The organism is Curtobacterium sp. DN_7.5, from assembly GCF_022655355.1.
Lineage (GTDB): Bacteria > Actinomycetota > Actinomycetes > Actinomycetales > Microbacteriaceae > Curtobacterium > Curtobacterium luteum.
Genome location: NZ_CP093378.1, coordinates 889,490 through 904,739 on the forward strand (window position 1 = coordinate 889,490; position 15,250 = coordinate 904,739).

Consider the following 15,250-nt stretch of genomic DNA (forward strand, 5'->3'; position numbering starts at 1 on the left):
TGCGCCGCGGTTCGCGTGGGCCCGTTCGGCGCGGGTTCGGCCGCGGTTCGTGCGGAGCCGCTCTTGCGGGCTCAGGCGCCGTTCGCGCGGACCCGCTCGTAGAAGGCCTCGTCAGCAGCCCGCCGGCGACGGCCGAGCACCCATGCCACCACGGCGGCCACGACCCCGGAGCCGAGGAGCGCCACGACCCAGATCCACCCGCCGTCGTACGGCCAGCCCGCCCAGGTCAGGGCCTCCCAGAGCACCGCGGCGGCGACCCCGCCGACGACGGGCCCGACCAGCGCGCCCCGGCTCGTCCGCCAGGGCAGCACGACGTGCACGACGGCGCCCACGAGGAGGCCGCCGAGCACGGCGAAGAGGAGCTCCACGTCAGGCGACGAAGCCGATGCGACGAGACTCCTCCGCGCCGACCTCGACGTAGGCGAGTGACGCGACCGGCACGATGAACCGACGGCCCTTCTCGTCCTGGAGGGACAGGTGCGTGGCCTTCGCCGTGAGGGCCTCCGACACCGCCTGCTCGATCTGGTCAGCGGTCTGCGCGCTCTCGAACGCGATCTCGCGCGGGCTGTTCGTGATGCCGATCTTGATGTCCACGACCTCAGCGTAGCGGGGTGCCCCGGGCTTGCTCCGGGCGTTCGCCGCGAGCGCACGGCAGCCTTGCGTGCACGAGCGTCCGCGGCCCCGCACCGACTTGCCGGACGCGCTCCCCGGCCGTCCGTGTCGGGGGCCGCCGGTGTCGGTCGTCGTGGGTACCGTTCGAGCGTGCCCCGGACGACGCTCACGCCCACCACCGACGACGCGGCCGTCGCGCGCGCGTTGACGTCGGATCCGGCGCAGGCGGCCGTGCTGGCGCTGCCCGTCGGTCGGCACGCGGCCGTGATCGGTGCGCCGGGGACCGGCAAGACCACGACCCTCGCGCGGTTCGTGGCCGGCCGGATGGGCGGTGCGGACGCCGTCTCGCCGGACGGGCACGCGACCGTGCTCGCGCTCACGTCCGCACGGACCGCAGCGACGGCGCTCCGTGACCGTCTGGCGGCCGCGGTGGACCGTGTGGTCCCGGGGGCCCTCGCCCGCACCGTGAACTCGCTCGCGTTCCAGGTGGTCGCCCACGCCGCGGTGGCCCAGGGCCAGGACGTCCCGACCCTCCTCACCGGTGGCGAGCAGGACCGCATCATCGCGGACCTCCTCGCCGGGCACGAGACCGACGGCACCGGTCCGGACTGGCCCGAGCCGATCACGGCCGTGGTGCGCGAGCGCGCCGGGTTCCGCACGGCGCTGCGTGACGTGATGATGCGCGCCGTGGCCGCCGGCATCGAACCGGACGACATGCGCGAGCTCGGCGACGACACCGGCCGTCTGGAGTGGCGTGCTGTCGGGGACTTCGTCGACGGCTACCGCGCTGCGCTGACCGCCTTCCGCGCGACCGCCCTCGACGCGGCCGAGCTCGTTGCCTACGCCACCGCCGCGGTGCTCCGGGGCGAGGTGCCGCCGGCCGTGGCAGCCCTCCGCACGGTCGTCGTCGACGATGCGCAGGAGCTCGTCGAGGGCGAGATCGCGCTGCTCGGCGCCCTCGCGCGGTCCGGCGTGCAGGTCGTCGCGTTCGGCGACCCGGACATCGCCGCGTCGGCCTTCCGCGGCGCGGTGCCCGACGTGCTCGGTCGTCTCGGCGCGCGGCTCGGGGTCGCCGACGTCGAGCAGGTCGTCCTCGGGACGGTGCACCGCCACGCCGAGCCGGTCCGCGCACTCGTCTCCGGCATCACGGCGCGGATCGGCACCGCGGCCGCCGGACGGCAGCGAACCGCCGTCGCCACGGCCGCGGACGCCCGCCCGGACGCGGTCGTGCACGTGCAGGGGAGCAGCCGGGCGGCCCTCGTCGTCGCGATCGCCCGTCGGCTCCGCGAACACCGGCTCCTCGACGGCGTCCCGTGGCACCGGATGGTCGTCGTCACGCGCAGCGGAGCGGCCATCCCCGAGCTCGTCCGAGCGCTCTCCGTGGCCGAGGTCCCCGCCACCGCGGGTGCCGCGCCGGTGCGGGTCCGCGACGACTCGGCAGCGCGCGCGCTCCTCGACGCGGCCGCCGTCGCCCTGGGCGTGCTCCCGCTCGACGCCGACCTGGCGACCGCGTTCGCCACGGGGCCGCTCGGTGGCCTCGACACGCTCGCGATGCGTCGGCTGCGGCTCGCCCTGCGCCGTGAGGAACTGGCCGGTGGTGGTGCCCGCTCCGCCGACGAGCTGCTGGTCGAGGCACTGGGCGCACCGGAACGCCTGGCCACGATCGACGCGGGGTTCGCCCGGCGCGCGACCCGGTTGGCCCGCAGCCTCGTCCAGGCACGAGCCGACGCCACGGCGGACGCCAGCATCGAGGAGATCCTCTGGGGTCTGTGGGAACGCAGTGGGCTCGCGGGGGTCTGGCGGTCCCAGTCCGAGGCCGGCGGGGTCGGCGCCGGTGAAGCCGACCGACACCTCGACGCCGTGGTCGGGCTCTTCACCGCCGCGAAGCGCTTCGTCGAGCGGACCCCGGACGCCCCCGCCCGCGTGTTCGTCGACGACCTGCTCGACGCCGACCTGCCGGAGGACTCCATCGGCCCGGACCGCACGGCCGGCCGGGTCCGGGTCCTCACCCCGTCGGCCACGGTCGGGCTCGAGTGCGACGTCGTCGTGGTCCTCGGACTGCAGGACGGCGTCTGGCCGAACACCCGGGTCCGCGGCAGTCTGCTCGACCCCGACGGACTCGTCCGCGCGGCCGAGGGCAGCGAACGGACCGCGGTGGACGACCTGGCGGCCGTGATCGCCGACGAGCTCCGGCTGTTCGCCCGCGCCGTGTCCCGCGCGACCACACAGGTGGTCATCGGCACGGTCGCGAACGACGACGAATCGCCCTCCCCGTTCGTCCGGCTCGTCCCCGTGCCGCCGGACCGGGCCGCGTCCGTCCACCCCCTGTCGCTCCGCGGACTCGCCGGGTCGCTGCGGCGGCGCGTCGTGGCCTCCGGGGACCACGAGGCCGCCTCCGCCCTCGCCCGGCTCGCCGCCGCCGAGGTGCCCGGTGCGGCTCCCGACGACTGGTACGGCCTGGCCGAGCCGACGACCGACGCCCCCCTCGTCGACCTCGACGCGGAGCCGGCTCCCGAGTACGAGGGCGGTCCCGTGGTCCCGCCGACCGTGGCCGTCTCCCCGTCGCGCATCGGCACGTTCGAGGAGTGCCCGGTGCACTGGTTCGTGCAGACCTTCGGCGGATCGGCGCCGAGCCCGGCGATGGGCATCGGCACGATCGTCCACGACGCGATGGAGCACGCCACGAGCGTCGACGTCGAGTCGCTCTGGGCACACGTCGACGCCCGGTGGGACGAGCTCACCTTCGAGTCGCCGTGGGTGGCCGACCGCGAGCGCGCCCGGACCCGCCGGATGATCGAGGGGCTCAGCGACTACCTCCGGACGTTCGCCGCGGCCGGACGCCGACTCCTCGGCGCCGAGACCTCGTTCTCCCTGGTGACCGGTCCGGCGCGGATGCGGGGGAGCATCGACCGGATCGAGGTCGACACGGAGGGACGGATCAGCGTCGTCGACCTGAAGACGGGCCGATCGATGCCGAGCGAGAAGAACGACATGCCCGAGCACCCGCAGCTCGGCGCCTACCAGCTCGCGGTCGAGGACGGCGCGGTCGAGGGCATCCCGGCCGGGTCCCCGATGGCGGACGCCCGGCTGGTGTTCGTGCAGAACGCCAGGAGCGACCGCGCCTACTCGGAGCGGACACAGCACGCGTTCGACCCGGAGGGCCGAGCGGCCTACCGGGAACGCCTGCACGCCGTGGCGCGGGGGATGGCCGGCCGCACGTTCCTCGCGAACGTCGACGACCACTGCGAGCAGTCCCGGACCGGGGCCGAGTGCCGGATCCACGTCGTCGGAGAGGTCACCTGGTGAGCACCGAACGAGCCGACACCGACCGGGCCGGCGCAGACGCTGCCGTCGCCGACCGGGCCGGCACCGAGCCGGCCGGCACCGACCAGGACAGCAGCCAGCAGATCGGTGCCGTGCAGCCGCCAGCAGACGCCCCCGTGGTGCCCCGCAGCGCCGACGTGATCGCCGATGCCCTCGGCCGTCCTCGCCCGACCGCGCAGCAGCGCGCCGTCATCGAGTCGCCCCTCGCGCCGGCCCTCGTCGTGGCCGGCGCCGGGAGCGGCAAGACCGAGACGATGGCGTCCCGGGTCGTCTGGCTCCTCGCGAACGGGATGGTCCGCCCCGACGAGGTCCTCGGCCTGACGTTCACACGCAAGGCCGCCGGCGAGTTGTCGGTCCGCATCAACGACCGCATCCGGGCGCTCGAGGAGGTCGGCCTCATCACCCCGGGCGACGCCTTCGAAGCGCCCACGGTGTCGACCTACAACGCCTTCGCGAACGCCGTGTTCCGCGAGAACGCGCTCCTCGTGGGTCGCGACGGCGAATCGCAGGTGCTCACCGAGCCCTCGGCGTGGCAGCTCGCCCGCCGGGTGGTGGTGGACGCCCGCGACGACCGGCTGGCCGGGCTCGACCGTGACGTCGACACGATCACGGCGGCGGTCGTCGCGCTCGCCGGGGCCGCGTCGGAGCACCTCGTCGAGCCCGAGCAGCTCCGCCGGTTCGCGATCGAGTTCGCCGGGGTGCTCGAGCTGCCGGGCAACCGCGGCAAGCCGTACGCCGACGTCGTCAAGGCCGTCGCCGCGGTCGGCGGGCTCGAGCCCCTGGCAGACCTCGTCGAGCGGTTCCGTCGGCAGAAGGTCGACCGTGGCTTCGTCGAGTTCTCCGACCAGATCGCACTGGCGCTCGCCGCGGCGGAGTCGGCTCCGCGGGTGGTCGACGACCTCCGTCGGCGCTTCGGGGTCGTGCTCCTCGACGAGTACCAGGACACCTCGGTCGTGCAGACCCGGTTCCTCGCTCGGCTGTTCCAGGGGCACCCCGTCATGGCGGTCGGCGACCCGCACCAGTCGATCTACGGCTTCCGCGGGGCGAGCGCGGCGAACCTCGGACGCTTCCCCCGCGACTTCGGCTCCGCCGGCTCCGAGCCGCCGGTGACGTTCCCGCTGTCGACGAGCTGGCGCAACCCGGTGGACGTGCTCGCCGCGGCCAACGCCGTCGTCGCGCCGCTGTCCGAGGCGTCGGAGGTCGCGGTCGAACGGCTCACAGCCCGTCCGGGTGCCGACGACGGGTCGGTCGAGGTCGTGTTCGCGGAGACCCTGCCGGAGGAGGCAGCAGCGGTGGCGGCGTGGTTCCGGGCACACCGTCAGCGGGACCCGCGGGCGTCGATGGCGCTCCTGCTGCGCGCACGGAAGGACCTCGCCGCCTTCACCGGGGCGCTCGGCGACCTCGGGGTGCCGTTCCACGTCCTCGGGACCGGCGGGCTGCTGCAGCGGCCGGAGATCGTCGACCTCGTGGCGTGCCTGCGCGTGCTCCACGACCCGGCCGCGGGGAACGACCTCATCCGGCTGCTCGCCGGAGCCCGGTGGCGGGTCGGCGCGGCGGACATCGCGGCGCTGCACGACCTCGCGAAGTGGCTGTTCGGCCGCGACCACACCCAGCAGCGCCTCGACGACGACCTGACGGCGGCGTTCCGGGCCTCGGTCGCGGCGGGCGAGCACGGGTCCGTCGTCGACGCGCTCGACTTCGTGGCGACGGCCCCCGACGAGCACGGCGCGCTCGACCGCATCACCCCGGCCGGGCGGCAGCGCATGCGCGCCCTCGGGCAGCAGCTGCAGGCGCTCCGGCAGCGGGCACGCGGCGACCTGGTCGACTTCGTGACGCTGGTCGTGCAGGAGATGCGGCTCGACATCGAGGTCGCGGCGCACGAGCAGGGGAGCCAGGCGTTCCTCGACGCCTTCCTCGACGAGCTCGCCGGCTTCGTCGCGACCGACGACCGCGCGGACCTCGGAGCCTTCCTCGGGTGGATCGACGCGGCGGCACGCCGGGACGACATGGGCCCGCGTTCCGAGGAGCCGGAGGCCGGGACGGTCCAGATCCTGACCATCCACGGCTCGAAGGGGCTCGAGTGGGACGCCGTCGCAGTGCCGCGGATGGTCGAGGGCGGCCTCCCGGCGCGGCCCCAAGAGGGCTCCTCGGGGTGGATCGGCTTCGGCCGGCTGCCCTACGAGTTCCGTGGGGACGCCGACGAGCTCCCGCGGCTCGCGTGGCGCGGACAGGAGACCCAGAAGGACGTTCGTGACGCCATCGACGCGTTCAAGGGCGAGGTGCAGGCCCGGAACGAGGACGAAGAGCGACGACTCACCTACGTGGCGCTGACCCGCGCGCGGCACGACCTCCTCGTGTCGGGGTCGTTCTGGTCCGGCGGCGTCAAGCCCACCGCACCGAGCCGGTACCTCGCCGACCTCACGGTCGCCGGCGTCCTGCCGGCCGGTGCCGTGCCCGAGCAGTCGCACCACGAGCACGACCCGCTGGGGGAGTCGGGCGCCACCCAGTCGTGGCCGCACCTGCCGTTCGGGCACCGCGAGGCCCGCGTGCTGGCGGCAGCCGAGCGTGTGCGGAACGCGAACCCGGGCGCTGCCGGTCGGTTCGCGGCCGACATCGACCTGCTCCTCGCCGAACGTGATGCGGTCCGCAGCGCGCGACACACCGTCATCGTGCCGCACCGAGTGCCCGCGTCCGGCTTCAAGGACTACCTCGCCGAGCCGGACACGGTGGCGGAGCGGCTCCGCCGACCCATGCCGGAGCGGCCGTACCGGGCGACGCGACTCGGCACGCTGTTCCACCAGTGGGTGGAACAGCGGGCGAGGTCCGGGGGTTCGCTCGAGACCCTCGGCGGGGACGTGCTGGACCTCTGGGACGGCGAAGCCGACCTCGACGCCGACGACCTGCCCGACGCCTCGGTCGCAGCACCCGTCACCGATGACGACGCCCGCCGGCTCGCGGCCTTCCAGGAGACCTTCGCACGGTCACGGTGGGCCGACCGGACGCCGATCGAGGTCGAGCGCGAGATCCACATCCCGTTCCTCGGCCACAGCATCATCTGCAAGCTCGACGCCGTCTACGAGATCGACGGTCGGGCGGAGGTCGTCGACTGGAAGACGGGCAAGGCGCCCACCGGGCAGGACGACCTCGCGGCGCGGCAACTGCAGCTCGCGCTCTACCGTGTGGCCTACGCCGAGTTCACCGGCCGCCCGCTGGACGAGGTCGACGCGGTGTTCTACTTCGTCGCGGACGACCTCGAGGTGCGGCCGACGGAACTGCTCGACCGGGTAGGCCTCGAGCGGGCGTGGCGCGAGGCGATCGGCTGAGGCCCGCCTGCGGCGAGCCGCGGTGCGGCTCCCTGCGCGCGTCGGCACCGCCTGGAGGCCCGGTGCCGGCCCCGGGACCGGCACCGGGCCTCCAGGCGGTCGCGCCGTGCCGTGCGCAGGTCGCCGAGCGGTCGCGCCGTGCCGTGCGCCGGCCGACGAGCGGTCGCGCCGTGCCGTGCGCAGGTCGCCGAGCGGTCACGAACCGTCGGTTGCGGGCGTCCGGGGCGACGGGTCGTGACCGGTCGCCGGAGGTGAGCGGGGAGTCGTGACCGTCCAGTGGACTGGTGATGCCCACACCCGCGCCGGTCGCGCCATGCCGTGCGCCGGCCGACGGGCGGTCACGACGTGCCGTGTGCAGGTCGCCGGGCGGTCACGAACCGTCGGTTGCGGGCGTCCGGGGCGACGGGTCGTGACCGGTCGCCGGAGGTGAGCGGGGAGTCGTGACCGTTCGGCGCGAGCGCGACCGGGGTCAGCCGTGCCGACGCTCGGTCGACGACAGCAGCTGCTCGACCTCGCCGATCTCCATGGTCTCCGGGGACACCGACTGCAGCGGCGCTGCCGTCGGCGCGTGCACCGCGTCGACCAACCGGTGCATCATCGCGACCGCGTCGTCGACTACCTCGGTGCTCTTCACCTGCACGCCGTGCAGCAGCCACTGCGCCGTCTCGAGCTCGTGGTGCACCCGTGCACGCTGCGCGAGCTGCCGGTCACGGCCGCCGCCGTTCGTCTCGTACGCGCTGAGGACCGTGTCGAACGCGTCCTTCCGCCCGGCGAGCACCCACGCGAGGTCCTTCGCGGGGTCGCCGAGCCGGAGCTCGCCCCAACCGAGCACCCCGGTCACGGCGTCGCCGTCCACGAGGAGCGCCTCGGTGCCCACCGAGCCGTGCACGACCGTCGGCGTGAACTGCCACAGCTGCTGGTCGCGGGCCGCGCCCTCCCACCGCTCCTTGAGCGCGGCCGGGACGAGCTTGGTGGCGACCGCGCGGTCCATGACGGAGACCGCGGACCGGAGGACCTCGAACGGGGTGAGCGACGGGAGGCCGGCGTCGGTGACGAAGCTCGTCGGCAGCTGGTGGACCGCCGCCACCGCACGGCCGACCGAGGTGGCGAGACCGGGGCGGTCGGCGAGGTCGCGGAGCGCGGGGTGGGCGCCGGGGACGTAGGTGGTCACGATGGCGCGCGTCGACCCGATCGGGGCCTGTCCGCGGTACTCGGCGACGGCGAACGGGAGGCGCGTGCGGATCCCGGCGCTCAGCGCCCGGATCGCGACGAGGTCGGCCGACTGGCGCGCTTCGGCCCGCTGGTTGCGGGGCCGGCGGATCGCGAGTGCGGCGCCGTCGGCGTCGCGGAGGACCGCGGACTCGTAGTCCCCGGACGCCGCGGAGCCGAGCGTGCGTGTCCCCGTGACGACGAGCCCGGGCACGGCCGTCGTCGCCAACGCGGCTAGAGTGAACTGGGATCCCGCCATGCCCATCAGGGTAGGTCCGTGTCGTCGCCATCCGGGCACGCCACGCTGACCCGGGCACTCCCGGCCGAAGCCGCTGATCTGAGGAGCCCTCCGCCGTGACCGTCGAGTTCGCCGCCAGACTGCCCCTGTCCCGGAACGAACTCGACCGCGACGCGGAGTTCCGCACGACGCCGGACCTCGACCGCGTGCTCCGCGACGACCCGGCCACGCGGTACCTCCCGCTCCGTGGTTCGGAGATGCTCCGGAACGCCGACGGCACGCTGCGCTTCGTGTCCGCCGCGGACGTCCCCGAGGACACCGTCCTGCTGTACCTCGGCCGCGCGATCGCCGACGCCGCCGACGCCCCGGCCGGCACGCGCTTCGTCGCCGCCTTCGTCGACCCGGACACCGCACGCGCGATCGAACCGGACGAGGACGCCTGGGAGAGCCTCCGGATGTTCGGCACGGAGCTGTCCGCGCGCGACCAGGGCCTCGCGGTCGAGGCGGTCGCGATGGCGAACTGGCACGCCGTGCACGGCTTCTCGCCCCGCACCGGTTCCCCGGCGTCGGTCACCACGGGTGGCTGGGTCCGCCGCGACCCCGAGGGGCACGAGCTCTTCCCGCGCACCGACGCCGCGATCATCGTCGGCGTGACCGACGCCGAGGACCGCATCCTCCTCGGCTCGAACGCGGCGTGGGACCAGGACCGGTACTCGCTGCTCGCCGGGTTCGTCGAGCCGGGTGAGTCCCTCGAGGACGCCGTGCGGCGCGAGGTCTGGGAGGAGTCCGGTGTCCGCGTCGAGGAGCCGGAGTACCTCGGGTCGCAGCCGTGGCCGTTCCCCGCGTCGCTGATGCTCGGCTTCCGGGCCCGCGCGGTCGACGGCGACCCGAGCACCGCCCGCCCCGACGGCGTCGAGATCCTCGACGTCCGCTGGTTCTCCCGCGACGAGATCCGGGAGCGCGCCGGGGACACCCTCCTGCTGCCCGGCCGCACCTCCATCGCCCGCGCCATCATCGAGGAGTGGTACGGCGGCCCGCTGGACCTGCCGTGAGCGGCGCCGCAGCACCGCCCGCGGGTGCCGCGGGGCCGTCCGCCGAGGAGCTCCTCGCCGCGCTCGACCCGGAGCAACGGGCGGTCGCACGGACACTGCTCGGCCCCGTCGCGGTCCTCGCCGGCGCCGGCACCGGGAAGACCCGGGCCATCACGCACCGGATCGCGTACGGGGTCGCGACCGGGACCTACTCGCCGAACCACGTCCTGGCGCTGACCTTCACGACCCGCGCGGCGGGGGAGCTCCGTTCCCGCCTGCGCGCGCTCGGGGCGGGGACGGTCCAGGCGCGCACCTTCCACTCGGCGGCGATGGCGCAGCTCAGCTACTTCTGGCCGGACACCGTCGGTGGCCACGCACCGCGCCTCGTCGACAAGAAGGGCCGGGTGATCGCGCACGCGGCGGACACCGTCGGCCTGCACGTCGACACCCCGGTGCTGCGCGACCTCGCGGCCGAGGTCGAGTGGCGCAAGGTGCAGATGCTGACGCTCGAGGAGTACGAAGCCGCTGCAGCGGACCGGACGATGCCGCGGGACACCTCCCCGCGCCGGGTTGTCGACCTCATGCGCTCGTACGAGCAGCTCAAGGACGACCGCCGGCAGCTCGACTTCGAGGACGTCCTCCTCGCCACGCTCGGCATGGTCGAGTCGGAACCGCGGGTCGCGTCCTACGTCCGGCAGCAGTACCGGTTCTTCGTCGTCGACGAGTACCAGGACGTCTCGCCCGTGCAGCACGCGCTCCTGCGGGCCTGGCTCGGCGGTCGTGACGACGTGTGCGTGGTGGGTGACGCCAGCCAGACGATCTACTCCTTCGCCGGGGCGTCGAGCGGGTTCCTGCTCGGGTTCGGCTCGGAGTTCCCACGCGGTTCGGTCGTGCGGCTCGAGCGCAACTACCGGTCGACGCGCGAGGTCGTCCACGCCGCCAACACGCTCATGCGCGGCCGTCCGGGTGCGCTCGACCTCGTCGCGCAGAGCACCGCGCCCGGTCCGGAACCGACGGTCCTCGCGTGCGTGCACGACGGTGACGAGGCGCAGACGGTCGCCCGCACGATCACGGACCTGGTCGCCGGCGGGTCCGCATGGGGCGACGTGGCGGTCCTCTTCCGCGTCGGCGCGCAGTCCGCCGCCCTCGAGTCGGCGCTCGGCCGCGCCGGCGTGCCCTACCGGGTGCAGGGCGGCACGCGGTTCTTCGACCGCCCCGAGGTGAAGCTCGCCGTGCACCACATGCGGGGTGAGGCGGTCCGGCAGACCGACGACGAACTGACCCGCCGCGTCGGTCTGGTGCTGCAGGTGAGCGGCTGGACGCCGACCCCGCCGGAGGGGACGGGAGCGGTCCGCGAGCAGTGGGAGGCGCTGCAGGCGATCATGGGCCTCGCCGAGGACGCCCCGGCCGGCACGACCATGCAGCAGTTCACCCAGGACCTGGTCGACCGCGCTGCGACGCACCACGAGCCCGAGCTCGACGCGGTCACGCTGGCCACCCTGCACTCCTCGAAGGGCCTGGAGTGGCCGCACGTGGTGATCACGGGCGCGGCGGAGGGGCTCCTGCCGATCTCCCACGCGACCACGGACGCCGAGGTCGACGAGGAGCGCCGCCTGTTCTACGTCGGCCTCACGCGGGCCCGTCGGTCGGTGACGGTGACGTGGTCGCGACAGGGGTCGGTCCGCGGGGGGACGCGGACTCCGAGTCGGTTCCTGGCAGCCCTCGACACGCGCAGCGCGGATGGGGCAGCAGCGTCCGGCGCGTGACCGACAGGTCCGACCGGTCGAGGACGAGCTGGTCCTGGTCGTCGTCGGGTCGCTGCCGGGCGACGGTGGCGCTCGGCACCCGTGCGAGGACGATCGCCACCGTCGTCGCCGCGACCGCGGCCGTCCGCCAGGGACCGAGCGGGGCGGCGCTGCGGCCCCACACCTGTGCGGCGAGCACCGGCCACGCCGGGTCGTCGTCGGCACGGTCGTACTCGACGCACTGCAGGCAGGGCCCGGCGTCCGGCGTCACGACCGGGCCGACCCGGACGCTGCCGTCGCCGACGACCACCGCCACGTGCGGGACGTCACGGCGGGACCACGCTGCGCGGAGGGCCGGGTCCACGACGTGTTCGGCGACGACGACGGCGAACTGGGCGTCGTCCGCTGGCGGCGCCGCACCCGCACCGTGCTCGACGCCCGTGCCGTCCGCCGGCGGGAGCGTCCGGAGCACCTCCACGCCCTCGCCCTCGAGCTGGGCGGCGACCGTGTCGGCGAGCGGCCCCGCGCCGTGGACCTGCACCCGTGGGCGCGTCGGCGGCAGGACGTCGACCACCGCGGGGGACGCTGCGGCGAGGACCGCGGCCGCGAGCTCCGGCCGGCACCCGGAGGCGTGGGCGAGGGCGGTCAGGGCATCGCGACCGGTCTCGTGTCGGAGGGCGCAGAGGAACCGTTCCTCGGCCGTGGTCGGGACCGGGACGACGGCGCGCGGTGGGTCGACGCCGAGCTGCACGGTCGCCGGGTCGCGCCAGACGAACTCGAGCGTCGGGTCGATGCGGATGCCCATGCACCCACCGTCCCGCAGCACGGGGCCGTCCGGGGCGACCGGCACCGATCTGTGGAGAACCCCCGGACGCCGGCCCCCGGGCGTCAGGCCCCCGGGCCTCCGGACGTCAGGCCCCGGACGTCAGGCCCGCGGAGCGGACCCGTCGTCGGACCCGTCGCCGTCCTCGACCCGACCCTGCTCGTCCTCCCGCGGCCGCGAGCCCGTGCTGTCGTCGAGGAGGTCCTGCAGCGCCCTGTCGAACTCGTCGTCCTCGGCCGAGAAGCCCGGGTTCTTCAGCCGGAGCACCAGGGCGTCCGGGGCGTCGATGTCCTCCGAGGTCGGCACCGCGTCGAAGTGCGACCACAGGGCGTCGCGGCCCTCGGCACCGAGCTCGTCGGTGACGCGCTGCCACATCGCGGCGGCCTCGCGCAGACGACGGGGCCGCAGTTCCAGGCCGACGAGCGTCGCGAACGCGGACTCCGCCGGTCCGCCCGAGGCACGGCGACGGCGGACCATCTCGGCGACGGCGTCGGCGCGGGGGAGCCGGGCGGTCGCCGCCGCGGTGACGGTGTCGACCCAGCCCTCGACGAGCGCGAGCATCGTCTCGAGGCGGGCGAGGGCCGCGTCCTGCTCGGGGCTCCGCGGCGGGATGAGCGCACCGGACGCGAGGGCGTCGCGGAGCTGCTCCTGGTCCGTGGGGTCGATGTCCGCGGCGAGCTCCTCGACGCGGTCGAAGGGGATGTGGATCCCCTTCGCGTAGTCCGTGATCGACGAGATGATGTGCAGCCGCAGCCACCGGGCGGACCGGAACAGCCGGGCGTGCGCGAGCTCCCGGACGGCGAGCCAGATCCGGACCTCGTCCTCGGGCACGTCGAGTCCCTCGGCGAACTCGGCGACGTTCTGGGGGAGGAGCGCGGCGACCTGCTCGTCGAGGAGCGGGACCCCGACGTCGCCGCCGGACACGACCTCCTTCGAGAGCTGGCCGACGACCTGGCCGAGCTGGATGGCGAACAGGGCACCGCCGACACCGCGCATCGCCTTCGAGACGTCGCCGAGCATGGCCTTGAGCTCCTCGGGGGCCCGCTGGTCGATCGCCTCGGTCAGGGCGTTCGCGATGCTCGAGGCCACCGGCTCGGCGATCTGCGTCCACACGGGCGCGGTCGCCTTCGCCCACTGCTCGCGGGTGTAGAGGCTCGGCGTGGCGGTGAGCTCGGCGACCGTAGTGACCTCGTCGAGCCAGAGTGCGGCGACCTGGAAGGCCTGGTCGGACGCCTGCGCCGTCGCGGGGTCGACGGCGTGCCCGCCCTCCCGCGCGATCGCCGTCGCACGCTCGGCGGTGACCGAGAAGTCGATGCCGTCCCCACCCGACTGCGCGGCCCGCTGGAGCTGGCTCATCAGGTTCGCGACGAACGCCGGGTCGTTCGGGAGCCCGGCCGCGCCGGCGAGCTGCGACGGGTCGATCTGGCCCTCCCCGGACAGCAGCTTGCGCAGCATCTCCTGGAAGTCGTCGTCCGGCCCCGGCTGCGGTTCATCAGGCATGGCGACTACGCTAACCGCTGCTCACGGGCACCGACCTGGGACGCTCCCGTGGGAACGCCCGAACCGCTGCGCCGAGGGCGAACACCCCCGTGGAAGGACCCTGCGTGACGCTCTTCGCCCCCGAGCCCCGCCGTCGATCCCGTGCCCGGACGCTCGGCTGGGCGTTCGTCATCGGGGCCGTCGTGCTCGGCCTGCTCGCGAGCTTCCTGCCGAGCCCGTACCTCATCGAGGTCCCCGGCCCGGTCTACAACACCATCGGCACGCAGCGGCAGGGGGAGGGCAAGGACGCGAAGGACGTCGAGCTCATCCAGATCTCGGGCCGCGAGACCTACCCGACCTCGGGCGCGCTCGACATGCTCACCGTCGGCGTCCAAGGCGACGCGACGCACCGGCCGAGCTGGACGAGCGTCATCCGGGCGCTCTTCACGAAGTCGGAGGCCGTGATCCCGGCCTCGGCGATCTACCCTCCGGGATCGACGAACGAGCAGGTCAGCCAGCAGGACACCGCCGACATGCAGCAGTCGCAGCAGTCCGCCGTCGCCGCAGCCCTCGTGCAGCAGGACATCCCCGTCCCGACCGAACTCGAGGTGGGCACCGTCCAGAAGGGGTCGGCCGCCGACGGCACGATCGAGAAGGGTGACGTCATCCGCGCCTTCGACGGGACGCAGCTCACCGAGGACGTCGACGCGTCGAGCCTCCGCGCCGCGGTCGCGAAGCACGGGACGAGCAGCCCGGCGACGATCACGATCGAGCGCGACGGGAAGGAGCGGCAGGTCCGGGTCACCCCGCGCGAACAGGACGGCACCGCGCTCCTCGGCGTCGGCGTCACCGAGCGCTACGACTTCCCCTTCGACGTGAAGATCACCCTGCAGGACGTGGGCGGCCCGTCCGCCGGCATGATGTTCGCGCTCGGGATCATCGACGAGATCACCCCGGGCAAGCTGAACGGCGGGAAGCACGTCGCCGGCACCGGCACGATCACCGCGCAGGGCGAGGTCGGCGCGATCGGCGGCATCCGCCAGAAGATGTACGGCGCGGAGGAAGCGGGAGCGACGATCTTCCTCGCCCCCGCCGACAACTGCGACGAGGTGGTCGGACACGTGCCCGACGGGCTCGACGTCTACAAGGTCGCCACGCTCGACCAGGCGGTCACCGACCTGCAGACCATCGCGTCCGGGAAGAGCACCGCGAAGCTCGCACGCTGCACGTCGTAGGAACGGCCACGCGCTCCACGCGACGTGCGCGCACGTCGCGATCCGCGCCTCCAGGCGGCCCGCCGGGAGGCCCGGATCACCTTCCTGAGTCCCCGCACAGTTTCACTGTCGGCAGCGACCAATAGGATCGACGCACTGACGGCCCGCCGCGCCGGGCCCGCCGGTCCGACACGTCTGGAGCACATCAAGTGACGACCACCTCGTCCACCTCGGGTCCATCCTCCTCTGGGC

At 74.4% G+C, this 15,250-nt stretch carries 9 protein-coding genes and 1 pseudogene; 5 read left to right on the plus strand and 5 right to left on the minus strand.

Annotated elements, in window-relative coordinates:
• Positions 1–71: 71 nt before the first annotated feature.
• Together MON03_RS04265 and MON03_RS04270 are read right to left on the minus strand one after the other, a co-directional pair.
• A complete protein-coding gene (locus tag MON03_RS04265) occupies positions 72–368 on the minus strand; it encodes a hypothetical protein (protein WP_022905056.1) in 297 nt (98 codons plus the stop codon).
• Between the two features lies 1 nt (position 369).
• A complete protein-coding gene (locus tag MON03_RS04270) occupies positions 370–594 on the minus strand; it encodes a DUF3107 domain-containing protein (RefSeq protein WP_031274521.1) in 225 nt (74 codons plus the stop codon).
• A 168-nt stretch (positions 595–762) separates the two neighbouring features.
• On the opposite strand from MON03_RS04270, the gene MON03_RS04275 reads away from it, so the two are divergent.
• Both MON03_RS04275 and MON03_RS04280 read left to right on the plus strand, forming a co-directional pair.
• Positions 763–3,918 (plus strand): ATP-dependent helicase, encoded by a 3,156-nt coding sequence (locus MON03_RS04275; RefSeq protein WP_242090714.1) that lies wholly within the window; start codon positions 763–765, stop codon positions 3,916–3,918.
• Positions 3,915–7,259, plus strand: a complete 3,345-nt coding sequence (locus MON03_RS04280; RefSeq protein WP_242090715.1) for an ATP-dependent DNA helicase — start codon at positions 3,915–3,917, stop codon at positions 7,257–7,259. The genes MON03_RS04275 and MON03_RS04280 overlap by 4 nt, the downstream gene beginning before the upstream one ends.
• 469 nt (positions 7,260–7,728) lie before the next feature.
• On the opposite strand, the gene MON03_RS04285 is transcribed toward MON03_RS04280, so the two are convergent.
• Entirely contained in the window at positions 7,729–8,727 is a 999-nt protein-coding gene (locus MON03_RS04285) for a phosphotransferase (RefSeq protein WP_242090716.1), read from the minus strand.
• 95 nt (positions 8,728–8,822) lie between these two features.
• Between MON03_RS04285 and nudC the strand changes: the two genes are divergently transcribed.
• Positions 8,823–9,758 (plus strand): NAD(+) diphosphatase, encoded by a 936-nt coding sequence (gene nudC, locus MON03_RS04290; protein ID WP_242090717.1) that lies wholly within the window; start codon positions 8,823–8,825, stop codon positions 9,756–9,758.
• The gene (locus MON03_RS04295) at positions 9,755–11,503 is read left to right on the plus strand and encodes an ATP-dependent helicase (protein WP_242090718.1); all 1,749 of its coding nucleotides are present in this window, start codon (positions 9,755–9,757) and stop codon (positions 11,501–11,503) included. Before nudC ends, MON03_RS04295 begins: the two co-directional genes overlap by 4 nt.
• Here MON03_RS04295 and MON03_RS04300 read toward each other — a convergent pair.
• Together MON03_RS04300 and MON03_RS04305 are read right to left on the minus strand one after the other, a co-directional pair.
• Positions 11,484–12,287 (minus strand): annotated as a pseudogene (locus tag MON03_RS04300) (TOMM precursor leader peptide-binding protein); the annotation flags it as partial. The gene MON03_RS04295 and the pseudogene MON03_RS04300 sit on opposite strands and share 20 nt — an antisense overlap.
• 120 nt (positions 12,288–12,407) lie before the next feature.
• Positions 12,408–13,805 carry a zinc-dependent metalloprotease gene (locus MON03_RS04305; protein WP_242090719.1) on the minus strand — a complete coding sequence of 466 codons (1,398 nt, stop codon included), beginning with the start codon at positions 13,803–13,805 and terminating at the stop codon, positions 12,408–12,410.
• A gap of 104 nt (positions 13,806–13,909) precedes the next feature.
• On the opposite strand from MON03_RS04305, the gene MON03_RS04310 reads away from it, so the two are divergent.
• Complete coding sequence (locus MON03_RS04310) at positions 13,910–15,019, plus strand: YlbL family protein (RefSeq protein ID WP_242090720.1); 1,110 nt, start codon at positions 13,910–13,912, stop codon at positions 15,017–15,019.
• The last annotated feature ends 231 nt before the right edge of the window (positions 15,020–15,250 follow it).